This is a genomic window from Streptomyces sp. NPDC054813 (assembly GCF_053611365.1).
Genome location: NZ_JBSHAF010000053.1, coordinates 1 through 18,795, shown reverse-complemented (window position 1 = coordinate 18,795; position 18,795 = coordinate 1). Strand labels below are relative to the sequence as shown.

The 18,795-nt window shown below is 67.2% G+C and carries 13 protein-coding genes and 7 pseudogenes; 12 read left to right on the top strand and 8 right to left on the bottom strand.

Going from position 1 to position 18,795, the window contains the following annotated elements:
- Nucleotides 1-253 precede the first annotated feature (253 nt).
- Both ACWGJB_RS48975 and ACWGJB_RS48970 read right to left on the bottom strand, forming a co-directional pair.
- Nucleotides 254-616: pseudogene (locus tag ACWGJB_RS48975) on the bottom strand (helix-turn-helix domain-containing protein); the annotation flags it as partial.
- Between the two features lie 60 nt (nucleotides 617-676).
- Nucleotides 677-2,812: a trehalose-6-phosphate synthase gene (locus tag ACWGJB_RS48970; RefSeq protein ID WP_453386499.1), complete on the bottom strand. Its 2,136-nt coding sequence runs from the start codon at nucleotides 2,810-2,812 to the stop codon at nucleotides 677-679.
- A gap of 1,047 nt (nucleotides 2,813-3,859) precedes the next feature.
- On the opposite strand from ACWGJB_RS48970, the gene ACWGJB_RS48965 reads away from it, so the two are divergent.
- The 3 genes from ACWGJB_RS48965 to ACWGJB_RS48955 all read left to right on the top strand — a co-directional run bounded on the left by ACWGJB_RS48965 (nucleotide 3,860) and on the right by ACWGJB_RS48955 (nucleotide 5,583).
- Entirely contained in the window at nucleotides 3,860-4,693 is an 834-nt protein-coding gene (locus ACWGJB_RS48965; protein ID WP_453386498.1) for a hypothetical protein, read from the top strand.
- Nucleotides 4,694-4,874: 181 nt separating this feature from the next.
- Entirely contained in the window at nucleotides 4,875-5,189 is a 315-nt protein-coding gene (locus tag ACWGJB_RS48960; protein WP_453386497.1) for a transposase, read from the top strand.
- A gap of 61 nt (nucleotides 5,190-5,250) precedes the next feature.
- Complete coding sequence (locus ACWGJB_RS48955; protein WP_453386496.1) at nucleotides 5,251-5,583, top strand: hypothetical protein; 333 nt, start codon at nucleotides 5,251-5,253, stop codon at nucleotides 5,581-5,583.
- A 58-nt stretch (nucleotides 5,584-5,641) separates the two neighbouring features.
- Here the strand turns inward: ACWGJB_RS48955 and ACWGJB_RS48950 are convergent, their stop codons facing one another.
- The 5 genes and pseudogenes from ACWGJB_RS48950 to ACWGJB_RS48930 all read right to left on the bottom strand — a co-directional run bounded on the left by ACWGJB_RS48950 (nucleotide 5,642) and on the right by ACWGJB_RS48930 (nucleotide 12,006).
- Nucleotides 5,642-7,384, bottom strand: a complete 1,743-nt coding sequence (locus ACWGJB_RS48950; protein ID WP_453386495.1) for an MOSC domain-containing protein — start codon at nucleotides 7,382-7,384, stop codon at nucleotides 5,642-5,644.
- Nucleotides 7,385-7,700: 316 nt separating this feature from the next.
- Nucleotides 7,701-8,567, bottom strand: a complete 867-nt coding sequence (locus tag ACWGJB_RS48945) for an alpha/beta fold hydrolase (RefSeq protein WP_453386494.1) — start codon at nucleotides 8,565-8,567, stop codon at nucleotides 7,701-7,703.
- An 818-nt stretch (nucleotides 8,568-9,385) separates the two neighbouring features.
- Nucleotides 9,386-10,214 (bottom strand): annotated as a pseudogene (locus tag ACWGJB_RS48940) (alpha/beta fold hydrolase).
- 483 nt (nucleotides 10,215-10,697) lie between these two features.
- Nucleotides 10,698-10,877: a hypothetical protein gene (locus tag ACWGJB_RS48935; RefSeq protein ID WP_453386493.1), complete on the bottom strand. Its 180-nt coding sequence runs from the start codon at nucleotides 10,875-10,877 to the stop codon at nucleotides 10,698-10,700.
- A 373-nt stretch (nucleotides 10,878-11,250) separates the two neighbouring features.
- The gene (locus ACWGJB_RS48930) at nucleotides 11,251-12,006 is read right to left on the bottom strand and encodes an SDR family NAD(P)-dependent oxidoreductase (protein WP_453386492.1); all 756 of its coding nucleotides are present in this window, start codon (nucleotides 12,004-12,006) and stop codon (nucleotides 11,251-11,253) included.
- Nucleotides 12,007-12,133: 127 nt separating this feature from the next.
- On the opposite strand from ACWGJB_RS48930, the gene ACWGJB_RS48925 reads away from it, so the two are divergent.
- The 8 genes and pseudogenes from ACWGJB_RS48925 to ACWGJB_RS48890 form a co-directional block, all read left to right on the top strand.
- On the top strand, nucleotides 12,134-12,568 hold the full coding sequence (locus ACWGJB_RS48925; protein ID WP_453386491.1) for an Rrf2 family transcriptional regulator: 435 nt from the start codon (nucleotides 12,134-12,136) through the stop codon (nucleotides 12,566-12,568).
- 212 nt (nucleotides 12,569-12,780) lie between these two features.
- Nucleotides 12,781-13,185 carry a hypothetical protein gene (locus ACWGJB_RS48920; protein ID WP_453386490.1) on the top strand — a complete coding sequence of 135 codons (405 nt, stop codon included), beginning with the start codon at nucleotides 12,781-12,783 and terminating at the stop codon, nucleotides 13,183-13,185.
- Nucleotides 13,186-13,379: 194 nt separating this feature from the next.
- Entirely contained in the window at nucleotides 13,380-13,697 is a 318-nt protein-coding gene (locus ACWGJB_RS48915) for a hypothetical protein (protein WP_453386489.1), read from the top strand.
- A 136-nt stretch (nucleotides 13,698-13,833) separates the two neighbouring features.
- Nucleotides 13,834-14,831 (top strand): annotated as a pseudogene (locus ACWGJB_RS48910) (ISAzo13-like element transposase-related protein); the annotation flags it as partial.
- A 13-nt stretch (nucleotides 14,832-14,844) separates the two neighbouring features.
- Nucleotides 14,845-15,282 (top strand): annotated as a pseudogene (locus ACWGJB_RS48905) (transposase); the annotation flags it as partial.
- A 347-nt stretch (nucleotides 15,283-15,629) separates the two neighbouring features.
- On the top strand, nucleotides 15,630-16,277 hold the full coding sequence (locus ACWGJB_RS48900) for a cysteine hydrolase (protein ID WP_453386488.1): 648 nt from the start codon (nucleotides 15,630-15,632) through the stop codon (nucleotides 16,275-16,277).
- Between the two features lie 155 nt (nucleotides 16,278-16,432).
- The gene (locus tag ACWGJB_RS48895) at nucleotides 16,433-16,834 is read left to right on the top strand and encodes a DUF1622 domain-containing protein (RefSeq protein ID WP_453386487.1); all 402 of its coding nucleotides are present in this window, start codon (nucleotides 16,433-16,435) and stop codon (nucleotides 16,832-16,834) included.
- A 143-nt stretch (nucleotides 16,835-16,977) separates the two neighbouring features.
- Nucleotides 16,978-17,610: pseudogene (locus ACWGJB_RS48890) on the top strand (IS701 family transposase); the annotation flags it as partial.
- Nucleotides 17,611-17,665: 55 nt separating this feature from the next.
- On the opposite strand, the pseudogene ACWGJB_RS48885 reads toward ACWGJB_RS48890, so the two are convergent.
- Nucleotides 17,666-18,352: pseudogene (locus ACWGJB_RS48885) on the bottom strand (MFS transporter); the annotation flags it as partial.
- A gap of 131 nt (nucleotides 18,353-18,483) precedes the next feature.
- On the opposite strand from ACWGJB_RS48885, the pseudogene ACWGJB_RS48880 reads away from it, so the two are divergent.
- Nucleotides 18,484-18,693: pseudogene (locus ACWGJB_RS48880) on the top strand (transposase); the annotation flags it as partial.
- Between the last annotated feature and the right edge of the window lie 102 nt (nucleotides 18,694-18,795).

The following is an 18,795-nucleotide window of genomic DNA, read 5'->3' as shown; positions in this document are numbered from 1 at the left end:
AAGTGGCTGCCCTTGCGTTCGTATCGGACGGTGAGCGGACGGTAACCGTAGAGCCAGCCGATCGACCGCTCGATCTTCCAGCGGTGCCGGCCCAGATCGAGTGGCCGCGTGAGCCAGCGACGGAGCACTGCGTTCCGCCGGCGCGGGGGGCGGCCGGTGGGCCTTGGCGTTGATTGGCGACTCTGGGGGCTGCTGTGTCAGTGGCGCCGGTTATGTTGCTGAGCATGACAAGTTGGATCGACTGCGGCGTCATGGCGTGGGTGTACTCGACGCCGCAGCGGCGGCGCACGATCTCGGCGATCCTCGCCAGCGTCCAGCACTGGTCGGACCAGCCGAAAGCGGCAGGGCCGGCGTCCAACACCGTCTCCAGCACACGGAGTGGTCCCGTATCGAGCCTGCAGCGGGCCCCGCCGGGACCCTTGGAGGCCAGGGCTGCCCGACCACCCGAAGGCAACGCCCGCCGCCACCGGTTCGCCGACATCCGGGTCACCCTGAACCGCCCGGCCACCTCCCGGTCACTGGCCCCGGCCTCGATCAGGTCAGCGGCTTCGAGCCGGACCTGCTCACGCCGAGCCCGCTCCCCGGCCGTCAACCCATCGCCGTCGGGATACCTCATCCTCCCGGCATACCGCCGCCGACAACCGCCTTCACGACCCGACGTAACCCGCACCGTCAACTAATAAGAGGCGTGATCGTTCACTCGTCGCAGTGCTGATCCATGTCTCGATCTATGCAGCGATGCCCTGGCGCCACGGATGGCGGCGATGACTGTGTGGGCCCACTCGGCTGGGGGCGGGGTGTTGAGCAGGGCCTCCAGGCGTGTGATGTGTGCGGCGCGTTCGTGCGCCGTCATGGCCAGTGCGGCGCGCAGGGTGTCGACCAGGTCCTGTGGCCGCAGTGGATCGGTCAGCAGGGCCGCGGTTCCCAGGTGCTGCGCGACTCCCGCGTGACGGGACAGGATCAGAACACCGGGACGGTTGATGGCGTGGCAGGCGGTGATGTATTCCTGGGCTGTGAGGTTCATCCCGTCGGCGAGTGAGGTCACCCAGAACACGTCGGCTGCCAGGTAGTGGTCGATGACCTCGGGGAAGTCCAGATTGCGGGGGATGTAGTCGACGGGCTCCCACCCGTGCGTGCCCCAACGGTGGTTGATTCGGTTGATTGCGTTCTCAAGTTCCGAGCGGGTGGAGTCGTAGGCGCGGATGCCGACCTCCGGCGGTGGGCAGACCAGGCGGTAGCGCACGTGTCCCCGTAGCCGGGGCGAGCTGGCCAGGAGGGCGTCCAGTGCGCGGATCTTGTGGACGGGCGCCTTGGCGTAGTCGAGTCGTTCCACGGACAGCACCAGCTGGCTGCCGTCCTTCCCTTGCTGCGGCTGCGGGCGCGTCCTGGCGAGGTCTGTGACGGCATGGCGGTCGATGCCGAGGGGGTGCACGCCGACGCGCGGCGTGGGCCCTGCGGTGCCGGCCAGGAGCCGACGGAAGTTGTCGGCGCAGTCGGCGGTGTGGAAGCCGGCCCAGTCCAGGCATGCAAGCGAGTCGAGCAGCTGCCCGGCTGCAGGAATGCGGCTGAAGACGTCCGGTTGGGGGAACGGCGTGTGGTGGAACAGCCCGATGGCCAGGTCGGGCCGCTGGGCCCTGAGGACGGCCGGTACGAGCCACAGGTTGTAGTCGTGCAACCAGACCGTGCCCCCCTGCGCGGCGAGGGAGCCGATATGGCGGGCGAATGCGGCGTTGACCTCCTCATAGTCGGCCCAGTGGGCCGGCCGGTCCTGGATGAGGCTGGGGTGGGACATCAAGGCCGGCCAGAGCGTCTCCTTGCAGACGCGGTGAAAGTAACCCGCCCACCGTTCAGCACGCAGCGGCAGCAGGGACAGCGGCAAGCCGTCGACGGCCGTTATGGGCTCGGCGGGCGGCGGTGCCTCGCCGATGTAGGCGGCTGCCCACACAGCGTCCAGGCGCTCGTCGGTGAGAGCGGCCTGCAACGTCGGCAGGATGCCGTTGGGACTGGACGGCGGCCGCCAGCCGCCGTCGAGCCAGCGCACGGGTGGGCGGTGATAGCCGACGACCACCGATCGGCGGACCAGCCAGCCGAGGCGTTCCATCCCCTCCAGGACGGCGGCAGCTCCGTCCAGGGCGGAGTGGTGGATCTGCTGGCGAGGTGGGACGCCGACAGCCAGAGCGGGCTCCGCATTGGCGACCACGACCGCGTGCGTGCCCTGGGAGAACAGTGAGAGGTCGTTGAGGGAGTCCCCGGCCACGAGCATCGCCTGCCGGGGCCACCCCAGCCTGCGGCCGAGCAGCCGCAATGCACGTCCCTTGCTCGCCCTGGCCGGCAGGACGTCAAAGTACCGGCCCGAGGCGTACGACCAGGAGCATCCCAGCGCTTTCACCGTGGCCTTGAGGTTGTCCGAGAGACCTTCGGGGTTCAGATAGAAGGAGCAGCGTCCCTCCTGGGGTACGCCTTCCTGGTACACGAGCTGCGGGAACTGCTGCAACGCCGCTCGAACCCGGTGGGCGCCCGGCCATCCGGCGCGCAGCTTCCGCTGTATGTCTTCGAGGTGGACCATCCGGATGGCGTCGATGACGCTGGCCCCGACGTCGGCGATGATCCAGCGCGGGGACGGGACCAGGGGATCGTCTCGCAGGAGCACCTTTACGGAAGCAAGACTGCGTCCGGTCGCGAAGACCACTGTGATGTCCGGGTGCCGGTTCAGGACGTCGCGCAGACGCCGCCGATCGTGTCCATCGCCTCCCAGCAGCGTGCCGTCCAGGTCGGTCACGAGCACCCTGGCCGAGCCGATCTTCTCGCCCACAGGCGGTCCCTTCAGGTCCTTCACCAACTACAGCAGCGCGAAAATCCGCCCTTGTGCCGGAGTGTGTGGGCGCTTCACCAACCAGGGTCGTGGGTCACCGGGTCGATGACAGTCCCCGCATCAGCCGCGTCCGGGTGCGATTGGGCTCCCTGAACGTCCCGGATTGCCTGCCCAAGTCGCGTCTCGCGAAAGTCCTCGCTTTCCACGAGCCGAGCAATCAGGCCGGCGGGCGCATGGCGCGCGGCCTCCAGTAGTCGATCGATGGCAGGGTCGGCTGGCGACACGGGGACCTCCAAGATCACGGCATGGCGACATCGGCACGGCGTGGAGGCCACCGTCAGCCGCGCGGCTGGTCCAATCCGATCGGGCTGTCGCGACAACACACGCAACGACCGTTGTCCAAAGCTCTAGCCGCGAGCGGCCCCACCTCATTCACGGGGCCCGGATTTTTCACTCCGCTGCCCTGGGCCAGTGACTACACCACGAGACACGACCGCCACGCGGCTCAGCGATGGGCTTCCGCAGCAGCGTGCGGGGGCGTGGCCCGTTCGGTGGTCCGCCACCGTGGGCCATTCCCTCGCTGTCGTAGCGGTGGCCGAATCGGGGGTTCTGGCCGTCCGTTGCCCCGCGCAGTAGACCTCGCACGTCGGCGCCGGACCCGACGGCGTTCGCACCCCAAGATCTGTGCCAGAACCGAGTTTCGACAGCAGATGTTCAGCTCTTTGGGGAGCACCCCGGTCACGCCCGCGTCGATGTTCACGAGAACGGACAGCAATTCTGGGTGCTCCCGGGCAAGGGCGGTCGACACTCCCTGAAATGTGGTCTGACCGGAGCTGCGGATGCAGTTGGCGATCTTCACCTGTGTCGGTGCGTGGCTGGTTCTTTTCCGGCTTTGTTCCCATCCCGCCCTGTGGTCGTTGACTCTGGCGGGCAATGTGCCCGACCTGTGTAAGGGGAGCGACTGGGATGACCGGTGAGCGGAAGATCAGCACAGGAGTACCTGCCGCCAGCAACTTGCGGAACCCCGGGGCGCATGCCCCGGAAGGTATGACACTCTTCGACCACATCTACGATCAGCCGGATCCCCGGGCCTACTTCCGCGTGCTGGGTTCGCTGGAATACCAGACGCCCCACCATGGCCAAAACATCTTCCGGCGGGCACTTGCGGCGTGCGAACAGACTGCGTCCGCAGCAGAACCGGCCAGGGTGCTGGACATCTGCTGCTCATACGGCATCAACGCAGCCCTGCTCAACCACCATGTGACGCTGGATGACCTGTATGACCACTACACATCGCCGCAGGCCACCGCGCTCACCACAGCCGACCTGATCGAGTGGGATCGCGACTACTACGCGGCGCGGCGGCGCCATGACGCGGTCCGGGTGATCGGAATCGACATCGCCGCGAACGCCATCTCCTATGCACGTGCCGTCGGTCTGCTGGAAGACGGGTTCGCAGAGAACTTGGAAACCGCGGCTCCCTCCTCGGCCCTGTGCCGCGCCCTGCTGAACGCCAGGCTGATTACCATCACAGGTGGGGCGACGTTCCTGTCCCCACGTACGTTCCAAGCGGTCCTGGCCCATGTCCAGGGCCCGGTGTGGGTGGCCGCGTTCGTGCTGCGTACCTGCTCGTACGCGTCCATCGCCGCGTACCTGACGTCGCATGGCCTGGTCACCGAGAGCACCACCACGCACACGTTTGCGCAACGACGCTTCACAGACGCGGATGAACGGCAACACGCGATCGCCGCGGTGACCGCCGCCGGTGAGGACCCTGGGGGGAAGGAAGCCTGCGGCTACTTCCACACCTCACTGCACCTCTCGCGTCCTCGGGAACACGCGACGGCGTTTTCGCTGACCGACCTGATGCCGAGCCTGTGAGAGGGCATTTCACCTACATCAAATGGCTTCTGAAGTAGCGACCTACGCGGGGCGATCTTCGGCGTCGACGCGAACAATGGCGGTATCACCCTGCCCGGCAGACCCGACCGACCCACCGCTCCCATTCCCTGTGGTCCCCGCGTGGGGAGCGGAGGCCCGCTGCACCTCGTTACTCGCGGCATTGGACCACACCACCGGCCTGGTCCCGGCCCGGCTGGAGGTGCAGGAGGAGACGAACGAGATCACGTGCTTCCAGCCTCTGCCGGACACTGTCACCGACCTCGCCGGCGTGGTCGTCACCAGCGACGCCATGTACACCCAGCGCGAGCACGCTGCGTACCTACTGGACCGCGAAGCCCACTACATCGTGATCGCGAAGGGCAACCAGAAGAGGCTGCGCATGGAGCTCAAGTCCCTTCCCTGGGCGAGATCCCACTGCAAAGCCGCACCAAGGGCATGGGGCACGAACGCGCCGAAAGCCGGCGGATCAAGGTAGTCACCATCAACAACTTGCTTTCCCCGGCGCCCGCCAAGCGCTCCAGATGAAGCGCTGTCGGGTGAACCGCAAGACGGGCAAGACCACCATCAAGACCACCATCAAGACCGTCTATGCCGTCACCTGCCTGACCGCCGAGCAGGCCACCCCCGCCCAACTCGCGGCGCTCGTCCGAGATCACTGGAAAGTCGAGGTCCTGCACCACATCAGGGATACGACGTTCGCCGAGGACGCCTTCCAACTGTGGTCCGGCAACGCGCCCCGCGCCATGGCCGCCTGGCGCAACCTCGCCGTCGGAGCCCTCCGCCTCACCGGCAGCACCAGCATCGCTGCAGCTCTGCGACGCAACGCCCGCCACTCACGCCGATCCCTCGCACTCCTCGGGCTCATATGATCACGAAACGGACGTCAGCCGCCCGAAGCGCTGGCCCAGGCGCGGCGGGGCCGTCGTCTCATAGGTCCAGTACAACCCCTCCTGCGGGTTTGGAGCAGCAGATGAGGATGTTGCCCTCGGCGGGGGGTTCGATGGGGTCGGGTGAGTAGTTGACGGTGCCGGACATGAGGGCGAGTTCGCAGGTGTGGCAGACCCCGGTGCGGCAGGACCATTGGACGGGGACGTCGCAGGCTTCGGCGAGTTCGAGCAGGGACTCCTGGGCGTCGTTCCAGGGGACGGTGAGTCCGCTGCGGGCGAAGGAGACCTCGGGTCCTGTGCCGGGCGGGCCCGCGGGCTGGTGGGGCGCGGGCCCGGTTGCCGAGCCCTTGATCCCGGGGGTGATGGCGGGGCCCGCGCCGAAGATCTCAGTGTGGACGCGGGAGGCGTCGAGACCGCAGTCCACGAGCGTGGAGGTGAGGCTGTCCATGAATGCGGTGGGGCCGCACAGGTACGCGTCGGCGTCGGTGGGTAGGCCGAGCCGGCGGACGGGCTCGGCCGAGAGGCGGCCTGCTTCCGTGTAGTCCACGCCAAGGTGGTCGTCGGCGGCGGGCCTGCTGTAGTAGACGGTCGACCGGGCTTTGGGGAGGGTGGCGATCAGGTCGCGACTCTCCTGGGCGAAGGGGTGCTCGCTGCCGTCACGGGCTCCGTGCAGCCACCACACCTGGCGGGTGGAGCGGTCATGCGCGAGGGTGTGCAGCATGGCCAGGACGGGGGTGACGCCGACCCCGGCCGACAGCAGCACCACCGGGTTGTCGCCGCCGGTCAGGCAGAAGGTGCCGCGGGGCGCGGCGGCCTCCAGTTGGTCCCCGACCCGGATGTGGTCCCGCAGCTCGTTACTGGCGGCGCCGTGCGGTTCGAGCTTCACGCTGATCCGGTACGCGCCGGTGCCTGGCTCGCCGGACAGGGAGTAGCTGCGGATCAGGGGTGTCATACTGCCCGCGGGCTGGACTTTGACGGTGAGGAACTGGCCCGGCAGCGCGGCCGGCAGCGCCGAGCCGTCTGCGGCGGCCAGGTGCAGGGAGAACACGCTGCGGCTCTCGGACTGGATATGCGTGACGGTCAGCGGGCGGAAGCCCGGCCAGGCAGGCGGCGGTGCGGTGGCCGCGGTGTTCAGTCCGGCGCTGCCCGAGGAAGCATCACCCTCGCCGTCGGCCTGGTCCAGCAGGGTCCGCATGGAACCCTGCCAGCCGGGGCTGAGCGCGGGGATCCGCAGGGCCCGTTCGACCTGTTCACGGGTGTGTCCGGGCAGGTAGAGCACCCGGTCGATCTCTTCGACGGTCATCGCCTCCGGGCCGGTGGAGACCTTGACGATCTTTTGCCCGGCCTCGACCTCGCCTTCCTCGATGACGCGTAGGTAGAAGCCGGGGCGGTGGTGGGCCACGAGCAGTGCGGCCATCTGTGGCTCACCCATGCGCAGGCCCACCCGGTAGCAGGTCACCCGGGGTTGAGTGACCTCGAACAGGGCGTCCCCGATGCGGTAGCGGTCCCCGATGCAGACCTCATCGTCGGGCAACCCATCCACGGTGAAGTTCTCACCGAACTGCCCGGGGGTGAGGTCGTCGCGGCCCAGCTCATTCGCCCAGAAGCGGTAAGAGTCGGTCTGGTAGACCAGCACCGCCCGCTGCTCACCGCCGTGGCCGCCCAGATCTCCCTGGCCGTCCCCGTCGATGTTCAGCCGCCGCACCATCCGAGGTCCGGTAACGGTCTGCTTGTAGACGCCGGTGTGCACGGTCTTTCCGTGCCAGGGGACGTCTTTCGGCATTCCGATATTCACTGCTGTCAACGTGGCCACCACGCCACCTCTCTTGTGGCGCCTCCCACCCCGTTCCGACTGGGAAGCCCGTGGTATCAGCTTCTGACCCCTGGCCGCCGTCTGGCCGCCGTGGCGTGCGGGGCAGCCCGTTGTCGGCATCCGCCGGTGTCCCCGGGCACCAAGCACTGCCTCACGCCGAAAGAACCTGCGACGGCCAGCCCGGCATCGGCCGCCTGAACCCGGCCGTGATCCACACATACCATCCGCCATGTGCGCATCACATTCGGCCGGAGATCGGCGGGAGGCGTGCGGGCCTCGACACGATTCAGGTCAGGACGCGTCCGAGGAATCCGTGGATGTATCCGCTGATGGCGTCCAGGTGCGTCTCCAGGGCGAAGTGTCCGGCGGGCAGCAGGTGGACTTCCGCCTCCGGCAGGTCACGGGAGAACGCCCGCGCGCCGTCCGGCCCGAAGATCTCGTCCCCCTGGCCCCATACCGCGAGCAGGGGCACCTGGCTGGTACGGAAGTACTCCTGCAGCTTCGGGTACCCTTCGATGTTCTTCGGGTAGTCGCGGAACAGCGCCAGCTGGATCTCGTCGTTGCCCGGCCGTTCCAGCAGGAGTTGGTCGAGGGTCCAGGTGTCGGGGCTGACCAGGCTGGTGTCGGGGGCGCCGTTCTCGTACTGCCAACGGGTCGTACTCGGGCTGAATTTGGACCGTGCGCCCGGTTCCGTGTCGCGGCCGGGGTTGGTGGCGTACGCGAACAGGTCGTCCCAGAAGGGCTTGGCGAATCCTTCCATGTAGGCGTTGCCGCTCTGCGAGATGATCGCGCTGACGTCGAAGGAAGGGTCGAGCGCAAGGCGCCAGCCGATCGGTGCTCCGTAGTCGTGCACATACATGGCGAAGCGGTTCATGCCTAGGTGGTTGAGCAGTCCGGCGGTGATGCCGGCGAGGTTGTCGAAGGTGTAGTCGAATGCGTCCACCTTGGGCATGGCGGAGTGGCCGTATCCGATGTGGTCGGTGGCGATCACGTGATAGTCATCGGCCAGCGCGGGGGCGAGATGGCGGAACATGTGCGAGCTGCTCGGGAATCCGTGCAGAAGCAGCACGACCGGTGCGCCGCTGGGGCCGGCCTCGCGGTAGAAGACTTCTTGGCCCTTGATGGTTGCAGTCTTGTGTCGCGTGGGAAGCACATCGACCTCCGGGCGCCCATGGGCGCGGAAGGCGTCAAATCCGCCCGTATGAAACCCGGCTGGACACGGCCAAGGTCAGGACGGTCGCCGTGGAGGCTCGGGAACCCATTTTCCCTCGGCGGCGTGGTGCCTCGCGGCAGATGGCGCCGGTTGCCACCTTCCTCACGCTAGACCTGGCCTGCAGGGAGGGCAACGCGGTAGAACCTATAAATGGGATCGCGGAATCATGTGCGGCTCGCTGAATCACGGGTCCCAACACATTACGGAACACAAGCACAGCAGAGTGTCACAGGAGTGTCGCGAGTCGTGGTCTCTGCGGGATCGCCTGGCGGTAGCCCGACATCCCGGACGTCAGCCAGGAATACCGCAATGGCGTATGGCCGTTCCTGTCCGGCTTCCTACCGCGAGGTTGAGTTGGCCGCCCAGCACTGTGCTGGATTCCGTGAGAGCCGCGGACCGCACCCAATCATTGGGAACGCACTTCTCCGCGGCGCCGCGGGATTCCTTGCCGATCTGCGATTCCTGGTCATCTGGGCGGCCGCTGCTGAGCGCCCAGATCCCACCCGGCGCGCTGTGCCGGCTGCCGCGTGCAGCATCGGTGGCTCGACGGCTACCGCCGACTTCCCCCCTGTATCGGAGCTTGGTGTCAATGTCCGTCGAAACAGCGGCAATCGTGGGGCTACCGGGCGTCAGAACGGGATTCCACCGCGCCCCTGAACGGGACCTCGGCCGCCGTCCGGCACCGCATACGACACCCGCGGTGGGCCTGTGCTCACGGTGTCATCCGGGGCCCGGCTGGCGCCCGGGGTCTCGTACGTTCAGCCGCGGGCGAAGGCCAGCAAGTCGGCGTCGAAGACGTCCTTGAACGGAGCGACCATTGACAGGCCGTGCGGGGCCCCGGGGTACACCTTGAACGTGTTGTCCTTGACGATCTTCGAGGACTTCTCACCGGCCGCGACGATGGGCACGATCTGGTCGTCGTCACCGTGCGCGATGAGCGTAGGGAAGTCGAAGCGTTGCAGGTCCTCGGTCAGATCGGTCTCCGAGAATGCCTTGATGCAGTCGTAGGAACCCTTGATCCCCACCTGCAGCGACCACAGCCAGAACGCGTCACGGGTGCCCTGGGACACCTGGGGGACCCTCGCGTTTCGCGCCGAAGAAGGGGACACTCAGGTCCTGGTAGTACTGCGAACGGTCGGTCGCCACGCCCTTGCGGATCTCGTCGAACACCTCCCGCGGCAGCCCCTCGGGGTTGGAATCTGTCTTGAGCATCAGCGGCGGAATCGCGCTGAGCAGGACCGCTTTGGCGACCCGGTCGCTGCCGTGGCGGCCTACATAGCGCGTAACCTCGCCACCCCCGGTGGAGTGCCCGACAAGAATGACATCACGCAGGTCGAGGGCTTCGATCAGCTGCGCCAGGTCGTCGGCGTAGGTGTCCAGGTCGTTGCCGTTCCAGGTCTGCCCGGAGCGCCCGTGGCCGCGGCGGTCGTGGGCGATGGCGCGGAATCCGTTGGCGGCCATCAATTGGGTCTGGGGGTCCCAGGCGTCGGCGTTCAGCGGCCAGCCATGGCTGAAGACCACGGGCTGTCCGGTACCCCAGTCCTTGTAGAAGATCTCGGTATTGTCCCTGGTGGTGATGAAAGGCATCGCATGCCCCTCTCGATCGAATCGACGTGAAGTGCCGCAGCCCCGTGCGGTCTGACTCGTCCGGAGAACGTGGGCGTCAGCTCGCATGAGGCCATCGGCGCCGTCAACTCGATTGGTCGGTAAGTCGAGGCGCTACCTGGGGAAGGCATACGGTGGGCCGGGCGGTCGCTGATCGCCGCGCGCCTTCACGCTATCCGCCGTACCGAATTCACGCGCGCCCAGGCGCACGCCCCCGCGCTCATCCCCGTACGGCCGAGGCCGCTCACTCGGCGTATGCCTCGGCTACCGCGAGGGTGCCCTCATATAGATGCAGCTTGACGATCTTGTCGCCTGCCACCTGAAGGTGCATTGGGCCTCCGCCAACTTGAAGGGGCAGGTCGAAGGGCTGGTGTGACCCGTACCCGGGGGACTCACCCTGGTCGTGGGCGGCACTCCACGGAGAAGATCGTTCATCAGGAGCCGCTCTCAGAGCTCATAACGCGTTCACGATCCGGTCTTCTTGAGGCGTGTCCAGCAGATGAGGCTGCAAGCCAACGAGAGGAAGGCGTCGTGGAGTTCGGTCGTTTCCATACGGACCGCGAGGCGTTTGAGCTGGTGGAGCAGGGCGACGGTCTGCTCGACGACGTAGCGGAGCTTTCCCAGGCCTTGATGTTCAGGGAGCACTTGCGGGAGATCACCGCCTGGATGCAGCGGCGTCGCAACTCACCGCGCACAGCCTTCGAGTCGTACGCCTTGTCGCCCAGGAGGCACTCCGGCTGCCGCCAAGGCCGGCCGGGTCGTCCGGCGACGGGCGGGATGCCGTCGACGAGGTCGAGGGACTGGGTGCTCGGTCGTGATGACGTGCACCGTGGTGGTCTTGCCGTCGTAGATCAGCTGGTGCTTGCTGCCCGTCTTCCGCCGGTCGACCGGCGACGGACCGGTAGCGGCTCCCCCCTCTTTCGCGCGCACGTGGGAGCCGTCCACGCACGCGCGGGTCGTCGGCGGTGTGCGCCCCGAAGGCGCGATGTCCTTCGGGGCGCGCGGCAGGGGTTCCGGTTCAGGCGTTGTAGCCGCCGTGGGCGTCCAGCACCGCGCCCGTGACGTACGACGCGGCGGGGCTCGCCAGGAAGGCGATCGCCGCGGCGATTTCGTCGGGGTGCCCCATGCGTTGCAGGGACAGCGAGCTGACCAGGGCCTTGAGGGTCTCGGGCGCCGGCCCCTCCATGCCGCCCTCCATCAGTCCGGCCTCCACGACGTTGGCCGTGATGTTCCGGGGCCCGAGGTCGCGTGCGACGCCCATGGTGTACCTCTCGATCCCGGACTTGGTTGCCGAGTAGTCGGCAAGGCCGGGGGCGCCGACCCGGGAGCCCAGTCCGGAACTCACCGTGATGATGCGGCCGCCCGTGCGCAGCACTCGGGAGGCGGCCCGGATGACGGCGATCACGCCGAGGTAGTTGGTGGCGTGCATCCGGTCCAGTGCGGCGGTGTCGGCGTCCGGGTCGTCCACCGTGCGGCCCTGCTCCACCGAGATCGCCGCGTTGTTGACGAGGATGTCCAGGCCGCCGAAGTGTGCGACCACGTCGTCGATCAGCGCCACCGCCCCGCTCGTGTCCGCCTGGTCGGACTGGAAGGCGACGGCCTTGGCTCCCTTGCCGTGCACCTCGTCGACTACGGCCCGCGCCTGCTTCTCGGAGCTGACGTAGGTGAAGGCGACGTCGGCGCCCTGCTCGGCCAGCAGTCGCACGGTCGCGGCTCCCAGTCCGCGCGACCCCCCGGTGACCAGGGCGACCTTGCCCGTGAGTGGCTTGCTCATGCTTCTCTCCTCGTTGATTGACCCTTGCGGCAGTCGCAACGATAATTGTTACGACAGACCGTTGCAACATTTACTGTTACGACTGCGCTGTCGTAACATGAAGCGTTGCGGCCGAGAGGAGGGGTTCGTGAGTGCCAACAGCAGGCTGACCATCGCCGCCCACGCGCTGGCCTGGATCGGTCTCTACCAGCGCCAGGGCCATGAGGTCGCCACCTCCGAGCAGATCGCGACCAGCGCGAACACCAACCCCGTGGTGATCAGGCGGCTGCTCGGCGAGCTGCGCAGGGCCGGGCTCGCGGAGTCCCGGCGGGGCGTGGGCGCGGGCTGGTCGCTGGCACGCGAGCTTGAGTCGATGACCCTGCTCGACGTGTACGAGGCAGTGGAACACGGCCCGCTGTTCGCAATGCACCGCACCACCCCGGACCAGGGATGCGTGGTGGGTCACGGCATCCAGCCGGCGATGCAGAACATCTACGAGGGCATCGAGGAGACCCTGAGACACGAGCTGGCCCGCGTCACACTCGCGGACGTACTCCGGGACGTACTCGCGGCACCTCGCTAGCCTCCCCGCTACGCCCTGACATCACCAAGATCCCCATCGGTGCTCAAGCCGGTGAACAGCCTGGCAACCAGTCACGCCAAAGACGGTTGCGCCATCTCTCGCCCCAGGACCGGCTTGTCGGTTCGCACTCACCGTGACCGGGTGCCCTTCCAGGATCCGGTGCATGCTCGGACCCCGAGCTGCTGGAACGGATCACCGCGCGGCGCGCGGAGGTGGACGAACTCGAAGAAAAGCCGGCCAAGCATCTGTCGGAGGTGCAGGCCGAGCGGGACGAGCTCACCGTCGCGGAGCGGGTCCTTGAGGATGAGCGAACAGCTCGCCGACGAGTGCGCCTCTGTCGCGCCGGCGCCGGGCAGGTGGGCGGACGCGCGGTGATGCTGATCCCGCACCGCACCTCAGGCGTGGAGGAGACCACCCTTCCGCCGGACTACCTGCGCATCCTCGCCGCCGTGCGGCAGGCCGCCGGTCCGGTCAAGTCCCGGCAGGTCGGCGACGCGCTGGGAATCGACGTCAGCGTGCGGGCCAAGCTGGAGCCACTGCGGGGGAAGCTGGTCAGACTCGTCGATCGCGGCTGGCTACGCAAACTACCCGACAGCCGGTTCACCACCCGTCTGTGACCTGAGCCTGCAGCAGCGCGGCGCGAGTGTAACCGGGGTGCCCCCGGCGGCCGTTGGAATTGTGTGACGAAAACCAAAAAGCACGCCGAGGACACCTGCCCGCTTGTCTACCAGTGCCGTCTGCCGCTGTCCTCGCACACCGTCAACCACCTCGCCGATCTGCTGCGACGTCGCCTGAAAGTGATCCGGTCCAGGTGGCGGATCATGCCGCCGGGAAGATCGCGGTGATCGTCCTGGCCGTGCTGCGCCACGATCAGCGCCTGGCCGACGTGGCCGGCGGCAACGACGTCTCTGCCACCACCATCCGGCGCCGGCGCGACGAGCTGATCACCTTGCCGGCCGCCAAGGCCTCACGGCTGGACCGCGCCCTGAAGAAGATCGCCCGGCGGGGCGGCGAGGTCGTCCTGATCGACGGCACCCTGATCCCCACCCAGCGCCGCACCGGGACGGCGAACCGCCCGAAGTACTCCGGCTGTGAGCATGATGGTCGTGTCGTTCCGGCCGTGGCCTGACTCGTACTCTGGCTTGCTTCTGGTGCCTTGTGTTTGATCTGTCGGCCCGGTCGGAGCGGCGCGTACCGGCACCGGGCCGGCGGAGCGTGTCCCGATAGGGGCCTTGGCCCAGAAGGCACCATCACAGTCCTGACCGCTGCGCGTCGAGGCCCACCTGGATCCCGGTGACTACCCACCGGCATCGCGATCAGCAAGGACCGATTCGCCGCGCTGCCTCTGGTCCGGCACGAGGTTCACGGCCAGTGGAACTACACCCTGCTGCCCGAACCCTCCGCGCCACAGGTGTCGCCCGCCGGCGAGGCACACGGCGTCGCCGACCGCCGCCGCGAACTTCTCACCCGTCTCGCGGACCCACGCCTGACGGGGCTGAGCAGTACGGAACTCGCGGCCCTCTGCGCCGAGTTGGCCCCGCTGCAGGCCGCCCGGGCCCAGGAACGCTACAGCGAACAGCGCGGCGGACGAGCCCGGCGCGCCACCGGCAATCAGCGGGCCAAGCCGCTGTTCGACGACACGGCCCGGGTGATACTCACCCTCCTCTACCAGCGGCAGGTGTGCTCGATGAAGCTGCTGGGCGACATGCTGGAGGTGACCCCCACCTGCATCGGCCACCTCGTCGCCGAGACCCGCCCGGTCCTGAAGGACCACGGCCACCAGCCCGGATACGCCCCCAGCCGGTTCACCACGGCGGACGCGCTGATGTCCTTCCTCGACACCGCCGAGACCCCACCGCGGCCCCGGATCTTGGAGAGCCTGTCCCATCCACGGCTTATCGGTATGTCCCGCGCGGACCTGGATGCACTCACCTGCCGCCTCGCCCCACGCCAGGTCGAACGGGCCTCCTACCAGCGCCGGGGCGCTGATCGCCGGCCAGGCAGCCGCGGCGGCGTCTTCCCGCAGAAGCTCGGCGACACAGAACGCGTCGTCGTCGCTATCCTCTACCTGCGGAAACTGTGCAGCCTGGACGTCCTCGCCGACGCGCTGGGGGACGTGAGCAGGTCCTCGATCGGGAACGTCGTCCGCGAGATCCGGCCCCTGCTTGCGGAAAGCGGACTCCCCCCGGCCACGACCCGCTACCGCGCCGCCCCCGATCTCCTCGCCGCCGCGCATGAAGAAACCAACACGCCGACAGGTTAATTCTTTACAGCTTCATTACGCGAGGAACCTGCTCTCCCAGGTCCCGAAATCGGCTCAGCCGTGGGTGGCCACGTTCCTGCGGACGGTCTTCGAACAGCCCGACGCCAACGCCGTGAAGGCCCAGATGAAGCACGTGCTGGACGCCATGGAAGCCAAGTTCCCCAAGGCCGCGGACCACCTCGATGCCGCCCAGCACGACGTGCTGGCCTTCACCGCGTTCCCGCGCGAGATCTGGCGGCAGATCTGGTCCAACAACCCGCAGGAACGACTCAACAAGGAGATCCGCCGCCGCACCGACGTCGTCGGCATCTTCCCCGACAGCACCGCCCTGATCCGTCTCGTCGGCGCCGTCCTGGCCGAGCAGAACGACGAGTGGACCGAAGTCCGCCGCTACATGGGACTCGACCTGCTGGCCGAAACCCGACTCCACCCGATCGAGTCAGAAACCGAGAGACCACCCTGCCCACCGAACCCACCGCATAGCCTCAAAACGAGATCACCGAGTGGCCGTCGATACACCACTCCAGCGGACGTGACCGTGCAGCAATTCACCGATGCAGAACACCCCGCGATGGGGCACAGTGGAATGGAGGGCCGGATGACCGGGACAGCGCCTCCTCAGGGCACACACCCCGAAGGTGAGCACGGCACTCGAGTGATGTCGCTTGGTGTCGGAACAATCCGCACCGGCTCAGGGAAGAGAACTCGCGCCACCGGACCGGAATGTGCTTCGGAAGGACGTCCGGTGTTCCGAATAGTTACTACACCAGTGGTTTGTTATTGCGTGAGGAGCGTCAGATGGAAATCATGAAGACCGACACGGCGGTTGTGTTCATTGACCCACAGAACGACGTGCTGAGCGAGGGCGGAGCGAACTGGGACGCGGTGGGAGCGAGCGTCACAGAGAACAGGACCGTCGAGAACATGGAGAGAATCTTCGAGGCGGCCAAGGCGGACGGATATGAGGTCTTCATCTCGCCCCATTACTTCTACCCGACCGACAACGGATGGAAAATGAACGGGCCGCTCGAGAAAAGCGAGCTCGAGACCCACACGTTCGCACGGTCGGGACAGCTTGATCTGACCGGGTTCCGAAATTCCGGGGCAGACTGGCTGGACCGCTTCAAGCCCTATATCGAAGACGGCAGAACGGTGGTCGCCAGCCCGCACAAGGTATTCGGTCCGGAAACCAACGACTTGGTACTGCAACTGCGCAAGCGGGGAATACAAAGGATTATTCTTGGCGGGATGCTGGCGAACATGTGCGTCGAGTCCCATATGCGCCACCTCATCGAGGAGGGATTTGAGGTCGCCGTGGTCAGGGATGCAACAGCCGGACCCCGACACCCGGTCTGGGGCGACGGCTATCAGGCGGCGATCATCAACTACCGTTTCTTCGCCCATGCACTACTGTCGACTGACGAAGTACTCGATCGAATGCACTGAGGAGCTCGCAGCCGAAATAGTGCTCGCGTCGTCCGATAGTTACGTCTTCAACAGGCGTCGTCGACGGTCGCCGGTCTACTGCCGGGGAGTGCCGTGGAAACATGCCTGCCCGACAACAGCCGGTGCTCGGAACGACGTGTCGGTAGCAACAGAGGTTGCCGACCACAAACGAGCGGATTCGGGTGGGCGCGAGAGGGCATGCTTTGGAGTTCCAACACATCGTGGAGTTGGTCGGTCGAGCCGTTGACGCCGCTGGCGTAGCCGTCATAGTCACGGGAGCGCTCTTGGCGACCGTTCTCGCGGTTATCCGGCTCAGTCGCCGACAGGCGGGTGTGTACCGCGGCTATCGCCGTCGCGTCGGGCGGTCGATCCTGCTGGGGCTGGAGTTCCTCGTAGCCGGCGATATCATCCGTACAGTAGCCGTCGCACCGACGTACGCAAGCGTCGGAGTGCTGGCCGTCATCGTGGGCATCCGCACCTTCCTCAGCTTTTCTCTCGAGCTCGAGATCACCGGGCGGTGGCCATGGCAGAAGCCAGTGGCCGAAGCCGAAGACTGACCCCGCGTGACGCCGGCGGCCAGCGGAGCGGCGCCGTCCCTGCCGTGAATTCCTAGGCCGGAGCTCAGTCTCATCGATCTCAATTGGTGAGTCTGCGGTAGCAGATGAGGGTGCAGGCGATGCTCGCGAAGGCGAGGAAGTGCTCGGCCCTGCCGTTCGTGATGGCCCTCGAACGCGGCCACGGCACCTGGCAGTACAAGGACGCCTTCCGGCCCGTCGATGCCGCCCGCGGACTGGCCTGGCACGGCCCCGAACAGAGCGGCGACTGGCAGCTGGTGACCCGCAACTTCCGTGACGGACGCACTGCGACCTGGTGGGCCGCCGACGCCCAGCTGGGCTGGTGGGGACCGGAGGGCGTGATCCGGCTCGTGGTGGCCACTACCGACCCGGCCACCCTGCCCGAGACGTCCACCTGGTACCTGGCCACCAACTTGCCCCGGCCCGGATCACCCCGCGAGCAGCGCAGCCGGCACCGGGCCGCCGATCTCACCGAGGTGGTACGGCTCTACGGGCTGCGGCACTGGGTCGAGCAGAGCTACAAGCAGGTCAGGGACGAACTCGGCCGGGCCGACTTCCAGGTCCGCTCCGATACCGCGATCCGCCGCCACCAGACCCTCGTGAACTGCGCGTTCAGCTTCTGCTGGAACGCCTGGTTCGCGCCGGACCCACCCCAGTCCGCTGCGGTCGGCTCACCACCCGAGTCTGGCGCACCGTCAGGACCGGCAGAGAGGGGGAGAACCTGGGTCCCAGCAGCCCCGACCGGCCTGCTGGCCCCATGATGCTGCGGGCCGCCGTCGTGCCCGCGGCGAAGTTCCCCACGATCCCCGTGACTCCGAACAGCAACAGGACAGGCGTCGTCCAGGTGCTGTCGATGTGGGCGAGGTCGTGCAGCGTGGGTGACAGGTAGGTGTATCCCGCGAAGTGGCCGAAGAAGACCAGAACCGAGGCGATCACGCCGCCCCGGGCCCGGGGCATCTTGAAGAGAGTCAGCAGCGACCCGAACGTGACAGCGTGCTGCGCCGGCATCCGCGGAAGGGCGAAGAACTGCAGGACGAGGGTGGACAGAGCAAGACCGGCGATGATCAGGAATCCCGCGCGCCACCCCAGTAGGTCACCGGCCAGGGAACACAGCGGAAGGCTGGCCACGGTCGCCAGGGTAATACCCGACGTGATCACCGAAGCAGCCCGGGGAACGACCTGTGCGGGAACCAGCCGGGGGGCGACGCTGACGCCGATCGTCCAGAACCCTCGGACGGCCAGGCCCAGCAGCAGACGCGCGACCATCAGCACGGAGAAGGCCGGGGCCAGTGCTGCCAGCAGGTTGGACGCCACGAGCAGGACGCTCAGTGACAGCAGGATGACTCTTCTGTCCACCCGGGCCGCGGCCACGGTCAGCACAGGCGCGGAGAGTGCGGCCATCAGGCCCGGGGCGGTCACCATGAGCCCTGCCGTCCTCTCCGACACATCAAGGCTCTTCGCCACGTCGGGCAGCAGGCCGATCGCGAGGAACTCGGACATGACCAGGGCGAGTGCGCCCGCCGCGACGGCCCACACAGCCACCCAGTTGGTCCCACCGAAGGTCGTGGACGGCACACCTTCTCGGGCGCGTTTACCGAGAGCCGGTTCAGTGCTCAGCTCAGAGGTTGTTGAGGAGTTCAGTGCGCATCGCCCGCAATGGCATTGAATCCAGCGAACGTTTAGGACGCCGGAGGTGGGTGATCGAGCGCACGATGTCGTGGCTGTCCGGCTACCGCAGACTCAGCCCCCGCTACGAGCGCAATCCCCGCAACTACCTGGCCTTTCTCGGACTTGCCGCCGCCCTGTGCTGCTACAAGCGACTCGTCCGCCTCACCACGTAGGACACGGTCTTAGAGGTCCTAACAGAAGTCGTTGATCATGTGACTTTCGGCTTGGATGGTCGTTGGTCTGGTCGTGGGGAAACATCAGTCGCGTCCATGGAT

Excerpts from the sequence above, each read along its gene's own strand:
- ACWGJB_RS48930 (WP_453386492.1), bottom strand. The coding sequence starts at position 12,006 with ATGAGCAAGCCACTCACGGGCAAGGTCGCCCTGGTCACCGGGGGGTCG.
- ACWGJB_RS48950 (WP_453386495.1), bottom strand. The coding sequence starts at position 7,384 with ATGCCGAAAGACGTCCCCTGGCACGGAAAGACCGTGCACACCGGCGTC.
- ACWGJB_RS48965 (WP_453386498.1), top strand. The coding sequence starts at position 3,860 with ATGACACTCTTCGACCACATCTACGATCAGCCGGATCCCCGGGCCTAC.
- ACWGJB_RS48900 (WP_453386488.1), top strand. The coding sequence starts at position 15,630 with ATGGAAATCATGAAGACCGACACGGCGGTTGTGTTCATTGACCCACAG.